Here is an 18,511-nt window from a genome sequence, read left to right on the forward strand (position 1 = left end):
CTGAAGGTGAAGTGCAGGCCATAGGGGCGGTGTCAGGATTTGCGGGGGAGCAGTCTTTCGCGTTCGGATAAGACATCGGCGATCTGGGCGATAATCGCCTCACGATCTTGCCCACTCAAACCAAAGGCAAGTTGCGCGGAGAGGATACCGTATTTCACCCCGATATTGAATCTCTGGCCTTGGATCTCCAGGGCGAGGTATTTTTCAGAACGTCCGAGGAGGGAGAGGGCGCAGGAGAGATTAAAGGGTTCCGCGGATTTTGTGGATATCTCCGAGAGCAGAGAGATAACCCCGGGGCTGAGTACATGCATCCCGAAAAAGCAGAGGTAATAACCTGCACGTTGGCCGGGGACGATCAGGTGTTGCTCCGCCTCGGTCGGGGTGGGTTTCTCGACGACAGTTTCGACTTGGTAGAGGAGGCGTTGGTTATCGACGATCTTGCCACCGATGGTGCCGTAGAGGGTGAGCATCGTTTCGCGGGTCGAGTGCACCCCGGAAACGGCGCAATCCTCGGCGCGGGCGGTATCGACGAGTTGCTGCATGCAGCTTTTGGTGGTGTGGCTGAGGAAAAGATGGTCGCCGACGAGGTGGAGGAATCCTTCATTACCCACAAAGTCCCGGGTCCGCAGGATAGCGTCCCCGTATCCACGCGGGTGGTCTTGCTCGATAAAAGTCAGGTATTGCGCAAATTGCGGCGCACTCCCGAGGAAATCGTTCTTTGTGCCGGGGGTGATGACCAGAGCGATTTGTTTGATCCCGGTTTCCAGGACCTCATTGAGGATAATCGAGAGGGCGGATTTCTGGATGCCATCCCGGTCAACCAACGTTTGGAAAGGAAGGGCGTGTTGGCCTTTACCGGCGTAAGTAATAACAGCTTTGTTAATCTGCATAATATGAGGAGGTGAATTTGAATTCATCTAAACCTTTTATTTTTCTTTTGCAAAACTAAAGATTTTTGCGCTGAAGGCCCCGGAAAATAGGATGGCAGATCAATCGTTTCCTTCCCTTCACGGACAGGGAATGAAAGTGGTGGAGGGTAAAAAAAAGCACCCCGGAAAACCGGGGTGCTCGAATGACAAAAATATTTTTTGTACTGTGATCGATTAGAGGATTTCTTCGAGGATGAGTTTCTTGTCGGCTTCAGAGAGGCCGAGCTTGCGCAGGGCGACCGGGCCGTCTTTACAGACTGGATCGAGGGAATCCAACGGAGGAAGGTCATCACGTTTCCAGAAAAGGCCGATGGGGATTTCTTGGCCAAATTCAAAACCGCGTTTGATCGCGTTATCAAAGTCCTTCGGATCGTGACCTTGTTCTTCCAATATCTTGATGCGGGGATTAAAGAATTTATATTCGTATTCCTTATTCCAAGTCACGCAAGGGCTGTAAACATCGATAAAAGCAAAACCTTTATGCTGGATGCCGCCTTTGATCAGGTCGGCAAGGTGGCGTTGCTTTGCACTGTAACCACGGGCGACGTAAGTCGCACCGCCGACGATGGCCATCGGGATCGGGTTGATCGGGTTTTCGACATTTCCTTGTGGGGAAGTCTTTGTCTTGAGGCCTAACTGGCTCGTCGGGGAGGTCTGACCGGTGGTCAGGCCGTAGATTTGGTTATCCATGACGATGTAGGTGATATCGATATTACGGCGCATGGCGTGGATGAAATGTCCCACCCCGATGCCAAATCCGTCTCCATCACCACCAGTGGAGATGACTGTCAGCTCGTGATTGCCCATTTTTACACCACCGGCGACGGCGACACCGCGTCCGTGGAGGGTGTGCATGCCGTAGGTATTCACATAACCGGGGAGATTTGATGAGCACCCGATACCGCTGACGATACAGACGTTATAGGGTTCGATCTGGAGTTCCCCCAGAGCTGTCTGGATCGCTGCTAATACGGAGAAGTCACCACAACCGGGACACCAATCAGGGTGTATTTTTCCTTTGAATGTGTCTTTATTAAGTGTGGTGGCTGCGGGGGCGGCTACCGTTTTTTCTTCAATGACGCTTGTGCTCATTTTTTTTAAGTTCCTCTGGTGGTTAAAATTAGACGCAGATTTCGTGCACAGGCACGTATTGTGCGACATTCTTAGCTTTGATTTCTTTGACTCCGTCGACAATGTGGTGGGGCATGAATGGCTCACCGTCATATTTGCGGATATGGGAGTGGGCATTAAAGCCAGTTTCCGAGCGGAGGTAACGGGCGAATTGACCGCTATAATTATTCTCCACAATGATTACTTTCTTAGACTTGCTGAGGATATTGATGATTTCTTCCCCGTGGAAAGGAACGATCCAGCGGATCTGGAGTTGGTTACAGACGATGCCTTCTTCGGCGGCGAGTTTTTCAATCGCTTCGAGGACGACGCCTTCAGTAGATCCCCAACCGACCAATGTGACGTCGGCGTTTTCAGGGCCAACGAGTTTCGGGGCGGGAACATGTTTTTCGGCACCGATCAATTTGCGCATGCGTTTCTCGTGCATCATGACACGTTTGGCGGGATTTGTAAATTCATCGGAGATCAAAGTACCGTCTTCATCATGGTCATCGGAAGCGGCGGTGAAGATGTGTCCAGGAGTACCGATAACGGCGCGTGGGGAGATTCCGCTCGGGGTGTTTTTATAACGCAAGTAGGTCATGTCGTTATAACCGCCGTAGGGATTATCCTTGGATTGGGCATCGGGGAAGATCATCTCGCCGCGGTCAATCTTTGGACTCAGGTTAATCTTATCGGTATCGATAGTGCCACGGCCTTCGGAGATGAGCAGGTCGCTCAAGATGATGCCGGGGCATTGGAGTTTGTCGGTGAGATTAAAGATTTCGGGAACAACTGAGTAGCAGTCATCAATGCTCGTCGGGGCGACGATCACACGGGGATAATCCCCATGTCCGGCACCGAGGGCTTGCCAGAGGTCGGCTTGCTCGGTTTTAGTCGGCAGACCCGTCCCGGGGCCACCGCGCTGGACATTGATCGCGACGACAGGGATTTCCATAATGGAGGCTGCGCCGAGGGCTTCGGTCATCAGGGCAAATCCCCCACCGGAAGTGGCGAACATTGTCCGCGCCCCTGTGGCTGCTGCACCATAAGCCATATTGGCGACACCGATTTCGTCTTCGACCTGGCGGACCATAATGCCGAGACGCTCAGCATATTTCGAAAACCAGTGGAGGACACCCGTGGAAGGGCTCATCGGATAAGCACAATAGAATTTCACACCGGCAGCCGCACCAGCCATGGCCAAGGCGGAGTTCCCTTCGATAAAGCCGAGGGGTTTCTTCTTATCTTCGAGTTTCGCGTAGGATTTGAAATTTGCTGTGGCATATTCGTAACCGGCTTTAGCCACGTTTGTTGTCGCTTCAATAACGGCATCACCCTTTTTCTTGAATTTCTTGGCGATGTCGCTTTGGAGGAATTTGAAGTCGATTCCGATTAGGGAGAGGATGGCCCCGACCCCGATGGTATTAATATTGAGTTTATTCGTATTTGCCCCTTGGACTTCTTTCACGGGAAGTGGGCAGAGGTTAACGCCAGCGGCAGCTTCACCGGGTTTGATTTTGTCACCATCAAAGAGAACGTATGAGCCGGCTTTCATCAGCTTCAAATGGCGGTCCATGGTGTCTTGATTCAAACACAGGAGGAAATCGATTTTATCCCCGTGACTTTTCAAGGGCTCATCACTCACTCGGATCGTCAGGAAGATGTGACCTCCACGAATGATCGATTGGAAGGCATTATAAGCGTTAAGGTGATAACCATTCCGGGAGAGAGCAAAGGCGAAAACATCACCTGCTGCTGCGATACCCTGACCAGCTTCACCACCGATAGCAATAGCAAAATCAACTTTAGACATGTAGAGAATAGATAGTCGATTCCCTCAGAGAATCAAGAGGAAGTGATATTTTTTATTTTGTAACGGAACAAAAAAGTCAACTTTACAACCGCTTATGCTTTCGAAACTATCCAAGATAGCTTTTCGTCTTTAACGTTACAATTTATCATTTTAAGGTTAGCCGGCAGTAAAAGAACATCTCCTTTAGCGAATGATTCCCCGTTTATTTCTGATTTTCCTTCAAGACAAATCCAGATTTCAAAGCTTTTTGTCTGCTTTTCGATCGTAAAGTCTTTGTCGCTCAAATGGTAGCTAGCACTAAAATACTCACAGCTGGCCAAGGATTGTTCCTTGTTTTGTGACGCAATTTGCCCGTCCTTCGGTGAAAAAGATAAGTCGGTGGGTAGATTCCCTTCATTAATTTGCGCCGAAAGGGCGGGTTCATAATCATCAAAGATGATGGATTTCATGGATTGTTCGACATGGAGCTCCCGTGGACGACCCCAATCATAGACTCGATAAGTCGTATCGGAATTCTGTTGGATTTCGACAATCACATTACCCGCATCGATCGCATGTAACCTGCCGGAGGGAAGGAACATAACATCACCGGCTTTGACCTTGAACCGGTGGCATAGGGGTTCTACTTCATTTTTCTCCAGAGCCTGGGCAAATTGCCCACGGGTTACCCCCTTTTTTAGACCAGCGATCAAGTGGGCTTCCGGGGCCGCATCTGCAATGATCCACATTTCCGTCTTGGGTTCACCACCGAGAGAGTCAGCTATTTCGGCGGGGGGATGCACTTGGAGGGAGAGACGCTCTTGTTCGTCAAGGAACTTTATGAGCAGAGGGAAACGGCCTTTCAGCAGGGGGACTTCACCCGTCAGGTCTTTGCCGAGGATATCGATTACCTCGTGGAGGGTTTTCCCCGCGAGGCTGCCGTTAATGATTTGGGTCTGTTCCTGTGGACGGTCACAGATTTCCCAAGACTCGCCAATGACTTTTCCGGCGGGTAATGTGCGGTTAAAGACCCTTTCCAGATTGCGTCCTCCCCAGACACGTTCCATATAAAGAGGTTGGAATTTTAAAGGGTAAAGATTTGTCGCGGTCATCATATCCACTGAGTCCTAAAACAAATTGCTCCAGATGGCAAGACCGGGAGATCCGGATAAAAACATTATTCATGACTGAATTGTCCGGTATCAATCAGTGCGCCGTGAGCCTGCAGCCATTTGCACCACTCACCTGTGGGTATTTCAAGCAAGTTGCTCCCCTATTTGGGTATTCAAAGAAGGTTTCCCCAATGGCAACCACGGAGAGGCTAGATTCAACAAAAGTTTTTTTGTCGCATTTTGTGTTAGATTTTTGCCGAAAGAACCGTTAGTAATAAAAATCTTCAATCCAAGGACGGGTGGCAGAGCGGTTGAATGCGGCGGTCTTGAAAACCGCTTAGGATGAAAGTCCTACGTGAGTTCGAATCTCACCCCGTCCGCCATTTTAACCTCTGTTGAAATGTTTCTTTCCTCCAAGATTCGAACCCCCGGTTCGACTGCCCCTGCGCAACTTGCGCCGATTCCTTTCTGTGGGCGCAGCCATTTGGCAGTAAATCCGTAAAAACAAATTACGCGGAGATGGATTTTCTAACGATGGGTGAGGACTTGGCTGATGGCTTTTGTGAGGTCCTCAAACGAAAATGGTTTTTGGATGAATCCGGCTGGTTGTTGTCCGGGGAAAGATTCTTCCGATGTTTTAGTAGAGTAACCGCTGCAGATGATGGCCTTGGTATCGGGATTGATTTTCAGGAGTTCCTGGAAAGTTTGTGCTCCACTCATTTCCGGCATGGTTAAATCCAGAAGGACGAGGGTAATGATATCATGATCTTTTTTGAAGATATCTAATGCTTCGACCCCGTTACGTGCGGACATGACATGAAAGCCCATGGTGGAGAGCATCCGGTCGGCCAGCCGCCGGGAAGGGGGTTCATCATCTATAACCAGTGCTGTGCCTGTGAAGTGGTCATTTATTTTCCCAGTGCTGGGTGGAAATTCATTACTGGCGGGAAGTCTGGTGATGGGGAAGAGCACGCGGAAAGCGGTGCCTTTGGCCGGTGAGCTATCGACTTGGATCGTGCCTTGGTGGCTACGGACGATGCCCATGACTGTGGCCAGTCCGATACCGCGGCCGGAAACTTTTGTTGTGAAAAATGGATCGAAAATTTTATTTGTAGTTTCCTCGGACATGCCGCAGCCGGTATCCGTTACTTCGAGCCAGCCGTATGCACCTGCCGGGAGGCTTTCTTTGATATTGTCAGGGAAAATAGTGGGGGAGGATAAGATCGTGACTCCCGTGGTGACGGTGATCACACCCGGATGATTCCCGATAGCATCAGAGGCGTTGATGATGAGATTCATAATGACTTGTTTGACCTGGGCCTCATCCGCCTCGAAATCCGGCAAAGCAGGATCAAAGTGATATTGAAGTTTGCATTCTTTTGAAATAGATACGGCCAACAAACGTCCCATTTCCTCCACCAGCGAGGAGAGGTTAACGGATTTAATGACGAACTGTCCCTTGCCGGAATACGCCAGCATCTGGCGGGTTAACTCCGTGGCTTCTCGCCCTCCCCGTAAAGATTCCTCGATGTATTTATGGATGAGTGAGCCGGGAGTAGCGAGGTCTAGTGCTAATCCCGCATGCCCCATAATGGCGGTCAGAAGGTTATTAAAGTCATGGGCGATGCCTCCGGCTAGGATGCCCAGACTTTCGAGTTTCTGGGTATGTAAGACCTGGCGTTCCAGAGCCAGCCTTTTTTCTTCAGCTACTTTTCGGGGGGTGACATCCAAATGGGTGCCGCTCATCAGGTGGGGTTTATCATCGGGGGTCCACTCGATGACTTTTCCCCGGGCATTGATCCAGACCCATGATCCATCCTTGTGGCGCATCCGGAACTCGACATCATAATAACCTTCCAGGCGGGAGAAATGCTGGTCGAGGGATTTCAAGGCGGTGGCGAGATCATCCGGATGCAGCCTCTGTTTCCAAGTCTCGACTGTGACGGGTTGTAATTCCTCCAGTGAGTATCCTAGCATCAAGGCCCATCGTTCATTGAGGGTTAATTTCCCCGTCTGGACGTACCAATCCCATGTTCCGGCATTTGTCCCTTCCAGAATATTGGCCACGCGGTTACGCTCCAAGATGATTTGTTGTTTGTCTCGGATACGCCCTCGAATGTCATCGATCAACGCCAGAAAATAGGCCACACGACCTTCGGGTGTCCGGAAACATTTTACAGAAATTTTGACGTGGATGATGCCCCCTCTTTTGTGCAAGAGCCTTTTATCCAGTGAGTAAGAATCGATTTTGCCGGCCATTGAGAGTTTAAACTCCTCCACATCGGCCGACAGATCATCCGGATGGGTGAGCCCGATCCACGTTAATACCGCGAATTCATCGTGGTTATATCCGAGCATTCCACAAAGAAAATCGTTGGCGTAAATCCTCCCGTTATCAGGAGTCGTCACAGCCATTCCGATCAGTCCCAAGTCAAAAAAATCCTGGAACTCGTTGAGCGTTTCGAGTTCTTTTCCCACTGCGCCAAAAGTGGCATAGTTCCCGGGTAGTCTCAATCCATAATTCTTGAAATTTAATATCCGTCATGCCGAGGGGTTATTCTTTGGTACGAAAAGTCTTTGTGCGTTTCCGGTTCTTCATGGTAATAGAGAATGGATTATATGAATGTAGCCACCTTGATTTCAGCCGGGCGCAAATTGTCCGGGCAGGTCGGAAAATTAAAATTTTCCCCGCCGGTCACACATGTTTATAATCCGCTTGATTATGCACGGGCACCCTATGAATCTTATCTCACGCAATTTGCGCCGGGCAAAAAAAGGGCGGTTTTCCTAGGGATGAATCCCGGGCCGTGGGGTATGGCCCAAACGGGGATTCCTTTTGGTGAAATCCCAGCCGTCCGTGACTGGATGGGGATTTGTGAAACGGTGGGTAAGCCGCCGGTGGAACACCCCAAACGGGCTGTTCAGGGATTTACCTGTGAAAAATCCGAGGTCAGTGGGCGACGATTGTGGGGGTTATTTAAGGAAAGGTATGGGACGGCAGCAGATTTTTTCCGGGAGCATTTTGTCTTAAACTATTGTCCTCTTGTTTTTATGGGGGAGACGGGAGCAAATATCACCCCGGATAAATTACCCGTTCCCGAAACGGAGGAACTTTTTTCCGATTGTGATGAGCACCTGAAAGTTTTTATCCGGGTTTTGGAGCCGGAGTTTCTTGTGGCCGTCGGAAATTTCGCCGAGGGTAGGCTCAAACAAATTGTGCCCGATGGGGTAAGGTTAACCCGTGTTTTACATCCATCCCCGGCGAGTCCGGCGGCCAACAGGGATTGGGCCGGGACAGCGACAAGGCAACTTCTGGCTGCGGGGGTATGGAGATCCTGACTTGAGTTTTTTCAAAAATGAATTATTGATAATGAGATCACGTCTAACCTGTCATATTGAAACATTACCGATTAAACCTTTATGAAAACATCCCTCAAAAATTTTGGTGTAACCCTCATTCTAGCCGGTATGGTCGTCTCAATGACCGGTTGTGAAACAAGTCCCGGGACCGGTACTGTCGTCGGATCAAGTGCCGTCGGTGCGGGGGTCGGTGCGGCTTCTGGTGCCTTGATCGGTGGGGGAACCGGTGCGGCTGCAGGTGCGCTCATCGGTGGTGCCCTCGGGGCTGGGACAGGTGCACTGGTGAATTCCTCTAACAATAGCAAGACCGCTTATCCCGTCGCACAGCGCGACCGGAAAAATTATAATTACGCGATTAGTCCTTTCAACGGTGAGAAACTCTACGTCGGATCAAAGCCAAATGGTTCAAAAATGCGCGACCCCCAAGGGCGTGTTTTTGTGGTGGGCGAATAACTAGAAAACAGGGCGTGGATTAAAGTCCTGAGTAACCCCCCTCCCGGATTATCAAAGACGGTGAAGCTTGGATTCATCCGAGGCGCACTTCATACCCCCCCCCTCTACTTCTTCATAATGACAATCTTGGCGCGGGATTTTTTGAGGTGGGTGGGATGGGAGAGTTCGATAGTGTGGGTGCCCTCTTTCATTTCGGCGAAGTATTGGTGCCCGGATTGTTTGATCAGAAGGGTGGGGCTGGTCCAGGCGGTGTTTGATGGGCCGGAGGCTTTCAGGGGGATGCGGGCAAATTGCGCGGGCAAGTCAGGGTCGAGATAATAGGTCGCTCCATCTGTGGGGGACCGGATCGTGGGAGTGTCCCCTGATTCATCTTTTACGACAGCGAGGCTGGAGAGGGCGTTATCACCGCTGGCGTACCATTCACGATATGCGGACGGCAGGAGTACCCGTCCGCGGGTATCATAATCGCTCGCGTCCTCTCGGGGAGGCGGATTTCCCAGCACGAATTTCTCGCGCACGACCACGCGCCCGGTTTTGGTTGTCTCTTTTCCCGTGAGGAGATTTATCGGTGCCGTGCAAATTGCAGCGGGTTGGGCGAACCAAATAGAGCCTGTCTGATCGTGGAGGAAATCCATCACCCGGTGCATGAGTGGGGCGGCTCCGGTGACACCACTGACGTCACCCATGGGTTCACCCGAGAAATTCCCGACCCAGACGGCCACAGTCCATTCGGGGGTGTACCCGACTGCCCAGTTATCTCGGTAATCGGAACTGGTACCGGTCTTGCACGCGACGGGATAAGTAAATTCCAGGGCGGATTTCCATCCGAAAGATAAGGCACGTGCCGCAGGATCATCGAGCATATCAGACACCAGAAAGGACGACTCCGGCGATAATAGTTTTTTCCCCTCAGGGGTCATTGGTTCGCCCAGGAGCATGCGGTAAGGCCGGTAAACCCCTTCGCGTCCGAGCAAGGCGTAGAGATTAGCGAGCTCAAGCAGACGCACCTCGCCATTACCGATGGCCAGCCCGAGTCCGTATTCATCCGCACTACGCGAAAGGGAGGTGACTCCCGCCGATCGAAGGAATCGATAAAAGGCACCGACTCCGACGGATTGGTCGAGGACTTTGACAGCGGGGATATTCAGCGAGTTACCCAGGGCATAACGCAGGGTGACCGGACCGAGACAACGGCGGTTATAATTCACCGGGCTATAAACCCCTGTAGCCGTCTGGAAGGTCACCGGGATATCCGCCACGATATCGGAAGGCCGCGCCCCGTTATCGAGGGCTAGGGCGTAGATAAAGGGTTTGAGGGTGGAGCCGGAGGACCGCGGAGCCCATGCGCCATTTACTTGTCCACTTTGAGGACAGAAATAATTTTCAGAGCCCACCATACAAACGATGTCCCCTGTGTGGTTATCGATGACGACGACGGCCCCGTTTTTGACATTCCTGTCCCGCACTGTAGCGATTTGTTTTTGGAGGAACCCTTGGACCTGTTCATTCCAAGCGAGGTCGAGGGTGGTCAGGATTTTTCCGGTTTCATTCTCAAAAGGATTCTGGCCCAGTAGGAAATCAATAAAGTGGGGGGCTTCAAAGGTGTTCCTGGCTTCCTGCAGGGTGACGGGTTCTTGGAGTGCGCGGGTCCATTGGTCCCGGGTGAGCCATTGGTGGTCGAGCATGACGGCCAGTACACGGTCGCGTCGGAGGGTGGCTGAGGGCAAATTGCGATAGGGATTCAGCCGCGTGGGATTTTGGGGAAGGCCGGCGAGGAATGCCGCTTCCGAGGGGCTTAAGTCACGAGGGGATTTATGGAAGTAGAAATCCGCAGCGGCCATCATACCCTGCTGGAGATGCCCGTAATCCACGCGGTTAAGATACTCTTCAAGCACCCAGTTCCGCCCTTTCTGGGTGATCATGCATTGAGCCATCCAGGCTTCGTAAAGTTTCGTCAGCAAATTGCGCGGGCGTTTGGGGCCCGAGATTTTGATGAGTTGTTGGGCGATTGTGGAGGCTCCGGAGACGATCCGGCCTTCTTCGAGCGAATCAACCACGGCCCGGCCAATCGCAAGCATATCGACTCCCCCGTGTTGATAAAACCGAGCATCTTCCGAAGCGAGTGTGGCATGGATGACGACCGCGGGTAGGTCCGAGAGTTTTACATGTTTCTGGTAAGCTCCGTTTTCCCCGCGCAATTTGCGTAAGGACCGCCCGTTCCGGTCCTGGATATCGAGGCTCTCAAAAGCTGCCTTCCCGCCCAGTCGTGCAGGCAAGGGTGTCACACGCAGCGCCAGCGCATAGACCATCCATACCGTCAACGCCACTGCGCCCGGGATCACGAATTTTTTGAGTAACTTGATTTTTTGATGTCTCATTTTTATTTTTGCTGCCACCGCCATTAAGCGGGAGATAACAGGGGGGAACACTGGGTGGGTCAAACTTTAACTGGCTTTGGGGCCGGATCAAAACGGCTGATATTTATTTCAAGGCCGAGGCATTGATTTGTTGTGATTCAGTGATGCCAAAGACATCGGGGTTATACATCTCCTCGACCTTGGTTCCCGGGGCAAATGTTTCTCCGGCGGCGCGGACACGGGCGAGGTAACGCACCGTGTATTTGCCGGGCTGGAGATAATTCGCAAAGAAAAGCCCTCGGTCCGCACGGAGTTCACGAAAGTCGATAAAATATTCATCTGTATCAGTGGCTCCATTGACGGCTTGGGTGTTGAATCCGGGTTTGACCGCCTCAAAGACGGCGGGTAATGAATCGTCAATCGCCACGTAATGAGCGGGTCGGCTCACCTCCAGGAGGAGGGTGATGAGAATCCGGTCACCGACTTTCAGGTCTTTGGCCGGGGCCAAGGATTGGTCGTCGAGGATTTTCTCATACCGGCGTGTGACCGAGAATCCCCGGGCGGTGCGCGGCTGGTATTTATCCTTTGGATATGCCTCGATAGAGACCGTGCTAAAGACGGTGGCTTTCGAGGGGTTATTCAGATTCATCGGGGTATTAGCCAAGGCGGGCAGCGTCGGATATTCTTCCCGTGCGGACGGAGCTTCCGGGGACAGGTTAAAAGTCCGTGAATCCGGTCCCCAGACCAAGGAACCGGAGAATTTTTTCGGTTTACCCTTTTCGACGGCGATAAAATATTGGGACAAAGCCATCACCGCCCAAGCGTTATCCTGGGTATTATACCACCGGCCTTGGTAATGCCGTGCCCCCATGATTTCTATGACCCTGCGGTCGATGGTTTTTGACGCAGGATCAAGTTTGACTTCGGCCAGTAAATTCATCGCGCTCTCACGTACACCGCTTCCAAACCAGTAGTAGTCGCGGACGCCATTAAATGGCAAACGGAGGATTGCTTCCGCTTGGGAGGTTTGCCCGCCGGTTTCTAGGATACACAGGGCCAGCAGGGCACGATCCTCGTTATTCAAGAGCTTCGCCTTGCCCGTCATGAGTTCGATCCAGGAGGCCTCGACTTTTCCCATCAGGCTCAGGCAATACAGGGCCATGACGCGTTCGGACAAGGACATGCTGTTTTTATCGTCGGTTAATCCCGCCATTTTACCCCGGAGATATTCCGCGAGTTGATTCATATTCGATTCTGGTACGGTGGATCCATTACGCTGGGCCAAGGCGAGTCCGATCCCGCCATAGGCACTAGCCCAAAGCATCGGTTCCTGTCCGCCCGGCCAGTAGGTCAGGCCGCCTGAATAATGTTGCATGGACAAGAGGCGGTTGATCCCGGCCTGGACATTGGCCTCGATCTCCGTATCGGGCTTTGCCAGGGAAGGAATCGCTCCGTCGAATTCGCGGGCGTAGATCCAAGGAATCAGGCGCGAGGTTGTTTGTTCGACACAGCCGTAAGGATAGTCCAGGAGATATTTCACTGCGTCGGAGAGTTCGAGCAAACGGCTATTAGCGATGGATACTTTCAGGGTTCCGGTGCCTTCGAGTAACTGGGGATTCAGGGGTTTGAGCAAATTGCTCACGGGCTCAGAGGTGTGCGAGACGTGGACTTCCTTGAGCAAGGGGGCGGCCGGGACGATATTCATCGTCGCCAGTGCGGAGTCTTGGTAATCCGTCGGGGTAGAGGCGGGGGCGGTGGAGTTCAACCGTTTTAATACGGCTTGGCTGGCTCCCCCTTTTGTAGCAGGTTTCGAGCCCGTGCCTTTGACCGACCAGACCCATTTGGCTTCACCGAGTCCGGTCATTATTACCGGGAAATCTACGGGCAAAGACTGGCCTGTGGCGAGGTCGATGATTTTTTCGGTGCCGCCTTTGGACAAACGGGCGAGACCGTCAAGCCGCAGGGATACGGTGGCTTTAATCGGTGCGCCGGTCGCGTTTTTGACGACAGCGCGGGCGATGAGCGAATCCCCGATCCGCGCAAATTGCGGGAGGGCCGACTCGATCATGAGGGGTTTATTGATTTCTATAGACGACTGGTTTTGCCCGAATTTCCCGCCCTTATCCTGTGCCAGGGCGACAATGCGGTAGCGGGATAAACTCTCCGGCGCGGTAAATCGCACGTGGACGTGGCCTTTTGCATCGGTCTTCAGGTTGGCATTCCAGTACGGGCAAGGAATAAATTTTTTCCGCATTGTCCCGCCTTCATCGCCACCCCCGCCTATCAAAAAACCTTTATTGTCGAAGGATTTTTGTTCGGGGTCCTCCTTGAAAAGTTCCGGAATCGATATGCCCGAGATCACATACAAGGGCCTGAGTTGATAAAAAAGGGAGTAATAATCGGGCACGGTGTGTGCAGTCAGGGAAAGAATGCCTTCGTCGACAGCCATCACGGTGACTTCGGCATCAGTGACAGGGGTCCCATTGTCGTTCGAGACGGCGATATCCACTGAGACATCTTGGCCTGGTTGATAAGTCTTTTCAGCGGGATGCACATCCACGGTGAGTTTGGAGTCAGGATGCTCGACAGTGAGTTGGCAATAACCGGTACGGAATTCAGGCATCGGATTTTTCCGTAATGAACCTTTTGTCCCCTTGAGCAGTGTGACTGAAACATAGACATTTGGGATATCATCAGCAGTGACAGGCACCTCGATCAATCGGTTGGACTCACGCAGCTCGACAGTGAAAAAGCGGCGGACATTTTCGCGTTCGATACTGACCAAGGCGATGCCTTCGACCGGGGTTTTCACCATGATCCGGGCGACTTGCCCGGCGCGGAGCGTGTCGTTTTCGAGGGCCAGGTCGAGTTTGGTATTATTCTCTAGGGACCAGCCCTCGGCTGCGTCCGATTGATACACGGACACTGTCGCGACGGTCATCACGGGATTGTCTTTGGGATCTTTGCCGCTGATCTCGACGAGATAATCCCCAGGCTCGGAGGGCTTAAAAGTAATTTGCGATGGAGGCAAATTGCCTGCGGGGTCTTCGGTCAGGCGCCAGCGGGATTGGACACGCTCGACAGGTAGGGTTGTGATCGTGCCGGTAAATTTTTCGTCGAGGTCGATATTTTGCTGGTAAGTAGTGATGCCGCCCGCGCCTTTGACTGGGACAGAGGTGCGGTTGATTTTTTTGACCACGACTTTTGCGGTGAGTGCTAGGGGAGCTGGAGTGCCATCGGCATTTATGGCGATCACCCGGACAGGAAGAGCTTCACCCGTTCTCACAAACCCTTCCGGGCGATGGAACCCATAATAATAAGCTGAGCTATCTTTGGTGAAATCCACAGCGGAGGAAACGGTTTGCTGGTTGATGTCGGTGACTTCAAAGCTGATATTCACACGGCGAGGCATGGGGAGCTTCTGATTAACCGGGATATCCTGAGTGAATGTGCCCCGGCCTGATTCCGAGAGATTTTCCTCGCCATTGAGGGATAGGGAAGAATTGTTGTAACCGAGTTCCTCGGGATTAACCGAGTAAAGCCCTTTACAGAATGAGAACCCTGTAAAACCCTCCGGCATAAAACTGAAATCATGGGCATTCATGAGCCATCTCATGACGGCCTGAGTACCGAGGGGCTGGCCGCTATAATAGCTGGCAAAGACGGGAATCGTCACGGGTTTATCCGTCAGATAACGGGGGGTGGCATCCACGGTGAGTTCAAAGGCATTTGGTTGGTATTCTTGAACGGTGAAATAACCATAAACCGAGGAGTGATCCACGGCCTTTTCATCGGGGGTGACTTGAATGGAATAACCTCCTAAGGGGACGGAAGGACTCAATGAAAAACTGTAATCGGAGGAACTAAAGGCGTTTAGTGTCATTTCCTGATCGACGATATTTTGCCCACGCGGGTCGGTAATCATGAGCCTGGCTTTTTTGCCTGCTAATGAATCCAATCCTTTTTCCCCGAGCTTGCGTAGGATGGTTTTTAGATGAACCTCCTGCCCCGGCAGATAAACGCCGCGTTCGGTAAAGACTGCCCCCTCTAAGGGTCTCACCCCGGGATTACCCGGCCAACTGACCGGAAAATCGTATCCATGACGGCGAATGTTGTTGGTCACTTGATAAAGCCTAGTCAGAAAGACATCTCCACCCTTACGGACTTCCACCCATTCGGGGGATTTTCCGGTTAAGGATTTGGTATCAAGCTTGACCACGCCACTTCCGTCAGTAGTCCCTTGGGCAATGAGTTCATCTTTTAATGAGAAGACCCGCACTTTTACGCCCGGGATAAATTTACCGGTTTCATAAGAGAATACAAAAATATCGAGCGAGTCACGGCCTTGTTTGCCCAGTACGCCTAGATCGGAGAGCATGACAATAGCCTGTGTCCCGACTTTCCCGTCACCGGTGGCCTGCAAATAATAAGCGCCGGATTGCCCAGCACCCACGAGGTTATCCCAGTCTAGAGCAAATTGCTGTTGCTCATCCACCGGGGTCGTCCGGGTAAAGCTGACTTCCTTGATGACTTGTCCGGTGAAATTTGTCGAAGCCACCTGTTGGTAGGGCTCGTAACCGTCATTCCATTCGGTTTTAAAATACTTATTTTCATAAGCCTTCACTGCCGGGAGCAATTTGTCCGGGTCGAGCTTGGTCACGGTTAAAGTAGCATTCGACACATTGATGTCGAGCAGGTCGATTTGCCGGTGGCCCCGCGTCATTTGCTGGATGGCAAACGCCGGGAAATACAGCCGGGGTGCGACGGGTTCAAAAACCAGATTCGTCGAGATTTTTTGTCCGAGGGAAAAATCATAGATCGCGGGTAATCCTTTTTTGACCGTGATCGGATAGGGTTTGCCGAGGGCGAAATCACCCGAGATGGACAGGTAGGAGCCGTCGATACTCACGCTGAGGTTTGTCGGGGCATTGCCGATGGTGATCCAGTCACTCCAGTTTTTCGTATTAAAATTCGCCTCATCAAAGAGTTTCGAGAAGGATAACTGGATCCGGCGGGATGAACCGATCACGTTACGTGCGACGGCTTCCTGGAGTTCAAAGGGTACGACTGTTCCGATTAATTGTTCTTGTGTTTCTTGAGTAAAGACTTGCCCGGATGCATCCGGCATGTCTTCGCTAATCACGAGTTTCCAGTCTTTGCCAGGAGGCAAGGGTTTGGCTGGATTAATCAGGATGCGGTTTGGGATAAATTTGACACCGGAGTCGCCACTTGCGGGCGGGCTCTGCGCAGTTTGATCACCCTCGGCAGCTGTGTAAAAGCGCGCTGACCAGGGGTCGACTGTGGAGTAAGGAAAATAATTGGTACTAGTGGCCTGTGAGATTACGGCAGCGACTTGTTTGCCATCAGCATCAACGAACCGGATATAACGGCCGACCTTGGCGGGGTCCACGGTTTCATTAAATGAAGCCTGCATCGTGAAGAGTGATGGCGCGTTGTCTTTATGATAACCATTTGGATAAATATTCTCTACAGCAAATGGGGGTGTACTCAGGGACTCTTCGAGTTTGGCATTCATGGGTTTCCCGTCCGCATTCTTTAGGCCGGACTTGAGGCTGACATGGTAAGTCGTGCCCAGTGCCCAAGGTGCGGTCGGGGTGAAAATGCCATTACGTTGGCTGAGCCATTTGAAAGAACCCTTGATTTTCGGGCTAATGACCAGCGGATTTAACGGTTTGACCGTACTGGGATTATCGAGGGCCCCGATGGCGGGTTCATCAAACCTGACCTCGAGGGTGGTTATAGGATCAAGGTTTTTGGAATTAAGTACAAGCACGGCCCCTTCAGCCACCGAAGGAGGAGGAGGAATGTCCTTCTTTTTGTGGCGGGGCACTAAGGTCGCTGCCAAAATAATGATGATTGCCAAACAAAATAAAAACACCGGACTCTTCAAAAAGCCTTTTCCCATATAAAAAAATAGTATGCCACAGTTATAGATTAATCACGACAAAAGACTCTTTTGCCAAATAATCTTGGCATACCCCATCTGTCGTGTCTTACCGACCATGTTCCAGCCCCATTATGCAGGAAGAAAGCGCATTCACACATCAAAGGCTTCGATCTTTCAGATCGATTTATGGTGCAATTTGTTCAAAAAAAGATGAGAACCCTGAAGAGTAAATATCTTGAAGGAGATTCCTCGCTGGATTGCCGAGGGGAAGCTTAGCCCTGGGATACTTTGCTAAATGACTCGACGGGTTTTTTTTGTGCTGCGGCTGATGGTGAAAATGGTTTTAATTTGAAGCACCATTCGTATTAGCGGGTGGCCCTATTTTATTGATGATTTTCTCGACAGCCTCCGCAATTTGCGCGCCGGTACGTTTAATTTCTTTTTTATCGGCATTTTTAGAAAGGACGAATTTTGCAATGAGGACATAAGGGTTTTTCATCAGGATAGCACCTGGAGTGGGGGTAGTTTGGGCGTGGGATCCCATGATGACAAAAGGCTGGTCCGCACTGCGGTTGAGGTCATAGAGCATGACTCGCGTTTCCATTTGAGCTTTACCGGCCCCAAACCCGATGACTGCCCGGACGATACGGCTGCCTTGGTCGACCTCGATAAATTCTCCTTTTAGAAGCCAGGCATTTTTGGGTGATGAGGGCATCATTTCATCCGGCTGGGCAGTTTGCCCGTCATTGGTCAGGCTTTTGATGATGGATTGTTGCATGCCGCTGGTGATTTCCTGGGCTTTTTCGGCAGGGTTATGTTTTTCCTCCATGCGGTTAGCCAAAATACGGGGGCGTCCGAAAAGACCGGTCTGGGGTTGTCCAAGAGGGGCCTGTGAAGAGTCGAGGGAAAATCCATCCACATAAATGATGTCCGGCTTTTTCGAAGGAAGGGCGGCTGTAGTTTCTTCATCAGTAATTTTGGCCAATGCAAAAACAAATGAGGGGATCGATGCCAGAAACGTGATAAAAAGGAGGGAAGAAAATTTCATTTTTCCGAATTAAGGGTACTCCAGCGTCAATGTAAAATAAAAAACGCTTCTTTTCCGACGGGCTTTTTAGGGTTATTTTTAAAATTAATGAAAAAGTTGAGGTTTTCGCTTGAAATGCTTTTTCACCTCTATATGATGCCTAATCCGAGTTTGAACTAAATTTAAGGTAAGAATTATGAAATTGGAAATCCATCCCGAATATAAAGAAACAGTCGTCACATGCGCATGTGGCGCGACTTATAAGACACGTTCCACCAGAGAAAACCTTCGTTTAGGTATCTGTGCAGCTTGTCATCCCTTCTTCACAGGTATGCATAAATTCGTCGATACAGCCGGACGCGTTGAGAAATTCACACGCCGTTTTGGTGCGACCACGACAGAAGACCGCAAAAAACGTAAAGCTTAGCTTTTTTTACAATCAAAGGTGTTTTCACGGGAT

At 51.3% G+C, this 18,511-nt stretch carries 11 protein-coding genes and 1 tRNA gene; 4 read left to right on the forward strand and 8 right to left on the reverse strand.

The features are described 5' to 3' along the window. Positions 1–32: 32 nt before the first annotated feature. The 4 genes from SGI98_07275 to SGI98_07290 all read right to left on the reverse strand — a co-directional run bounded on the left by SGI98_07275 (position 33) and on the right by SGI98_07290 (position 4,949). Complete coding sequence (locus SGI98_07275) at positions 33–917, reverse strand: sugar phosphate nucleotidyltransferase (GenBank protein ID MDZ4743206.1); 885 nt, start codon at positions 915–917, stop codon at positions 33–35. 186 nt (positions 918–1,103) lie between these two features. After that, positions 1,104–2,021 carry a thiamine pyrophosphate-dependent enzyme gene (locus tag SGI98_07280; protein ID MDZ4743207.1) on the reverse strand — a complete coding sequence of 306 codons (918 nt, stop codon included), beginning with the start codon at positions 2,019–2,021 and terminating at the stop codon, positions 1,104–1,106. A 28-nt stretch (positions 2,022–2,049) separates the two neighbouring features. Then, positions 2,050–3,855 carry a 2-oxoacid:acceptor oxidoreductase subunit alpha gene (locus SGI98_07285; GenBank protein ID MDZ4743208.1) on the reverse strand — a complete coding sequence of 602 codons (1,806 nt, stop codon included), beginning with the start codon at positions 3,853–3,855 and terminating at the stop codon, positions 2,050–2,052. Between the two features lie 92 nt (positions 3,856–3,947). Beyond that, a complete protein-coding gene (locus SGI98_07290; protein MDZ4743209.1) occupies positions 3,948–4,949 on the reverse strand; it encodes a type I phosphomannose isomerase catalytic subunit in 1,002 nt (333 codons plus the stop codon). Between the two features lie 290 nt (positions 4,950–5,239). On the opposite strand from SGI98_07290, the gene SGI98_07295 reads away from it, so the two are divergent. Further along, positions 5,240–5,329: transfer RNA gene (locus SGI98_07295), tRNA-Ser, on the forward strand. Positions 5,330–5,474: 145 nt separating this feature from the next. Here SGI98_07295 and SGI98_07300 read toward each other — a convergent pair. After that, complete coding sequence (locus SGI98_07300; protein ID MDZ4743210.1) at positions 5,475–7,424, reverse strand: PAS domain-containing protein; 1,950 nt, start codon at positions 7,422–7,424, stop codon at positions 5,475–5,477. A 141-nt stretch (positions 7,425–7,565) separates the two neighbouring features. Here SGI98_07300 and SGI98_07305 point away from each other — a divergent pair, with 141 nt between their 5' ends. Both SGI98_07305 and SGI98_07310 read left to right on the forward strand, forming a co-directional pair. After that, positions 7,566–8,285 carry a single-stranded DNA-binding protein gene (locus SGI98_07305; protein ID MDZ4743211.1) on the forward strand — a complete coding sequence of 240 codons (720 nt, stop codon included), beginning with the start codon at positions 7,566–7,568 and terminating at the stop codon, positions 8,283–8,285. An 81-nt stretch (positions 8,286–8,366) separates the two neighbouring features. After that, positions 8,367–8,759, forward strand: coding sequence for a hypothetical protein (locus tag SGI98_07310; GenBank protein MDZ4743212.1), 393 nt, complete (start codon positions 8,367–8,369; stop codon positions 8,757–8,759). 104 nt (positions 8,760–8,863) lie between these two features. On the opposite strand, the gene pbpC is transcribed toward SGI98_07310, so the two are convergent. From pbpC to SGI98_07325, 3 genes are all read right to left on the reverse strand, one after another. Then, positions 8,864–11,137: a penicillin-binding protein 1C gene (gene pbpC / locus SGI98_07315; protein MDZ4743213.1), complete on the reverse strand. Its 2,274-nt coding sequence runs from the start codon at positions 11,135–11,137 to the stop codon at positions 8,864–8,866. A 103-nt stretch (positions 11,138–11,240) separates the two neighbouring features. Next, positions 11,241–17,000, reverse strand: coding sequence for an MG2 domain-containing protein (locus tag SGI98_07320; protein MDZ4743214.1), 5,760 nt, complete (start codon positions 16,998–17,000; stop codon positions 11,241–11,243). Between the two features lie 367 nt (positions 17,001–17,367). Beyond that, positions 17,368–18,072, reverse strand: coding sequence for a DUF4410 domain-containing protein (locus SGI98_07325; GenBank protein ID MDZ4743215.1), 705 nt, complete (start codon positions 18,070–18,072; stop codon positions 17,368–17,370). A gap of 175 nt (positions 18,073–18,247) precedes the next feature. On the opposite strand from SGI98_07325, the gene rpmE reads away from it, so the two are divergent. Continuing rightward, positions 18,248–18,478 (forward strand): 50S ribosomal protein L31, encoded by a 231-nt coding sequence (gene rpmE / locus SGI98_07330; GenBank protein MDZ4743216.1) that lies wholly within the window; start codon positions 18,248–18,250, stop codon positions 18,476–18,478. Positions 18,479–18,511 lie beyond the last annotated feature (33 nt).

The organism is Verrucomicrobiota bacterium, assembly GCA_034440155.1.
Classification (GTDB): domain Bacteria; phylum Verrucomicrobiota; class Verrucomicrobiia; order JAWXBN01; family JAWXBN01; genus JAWXBN01.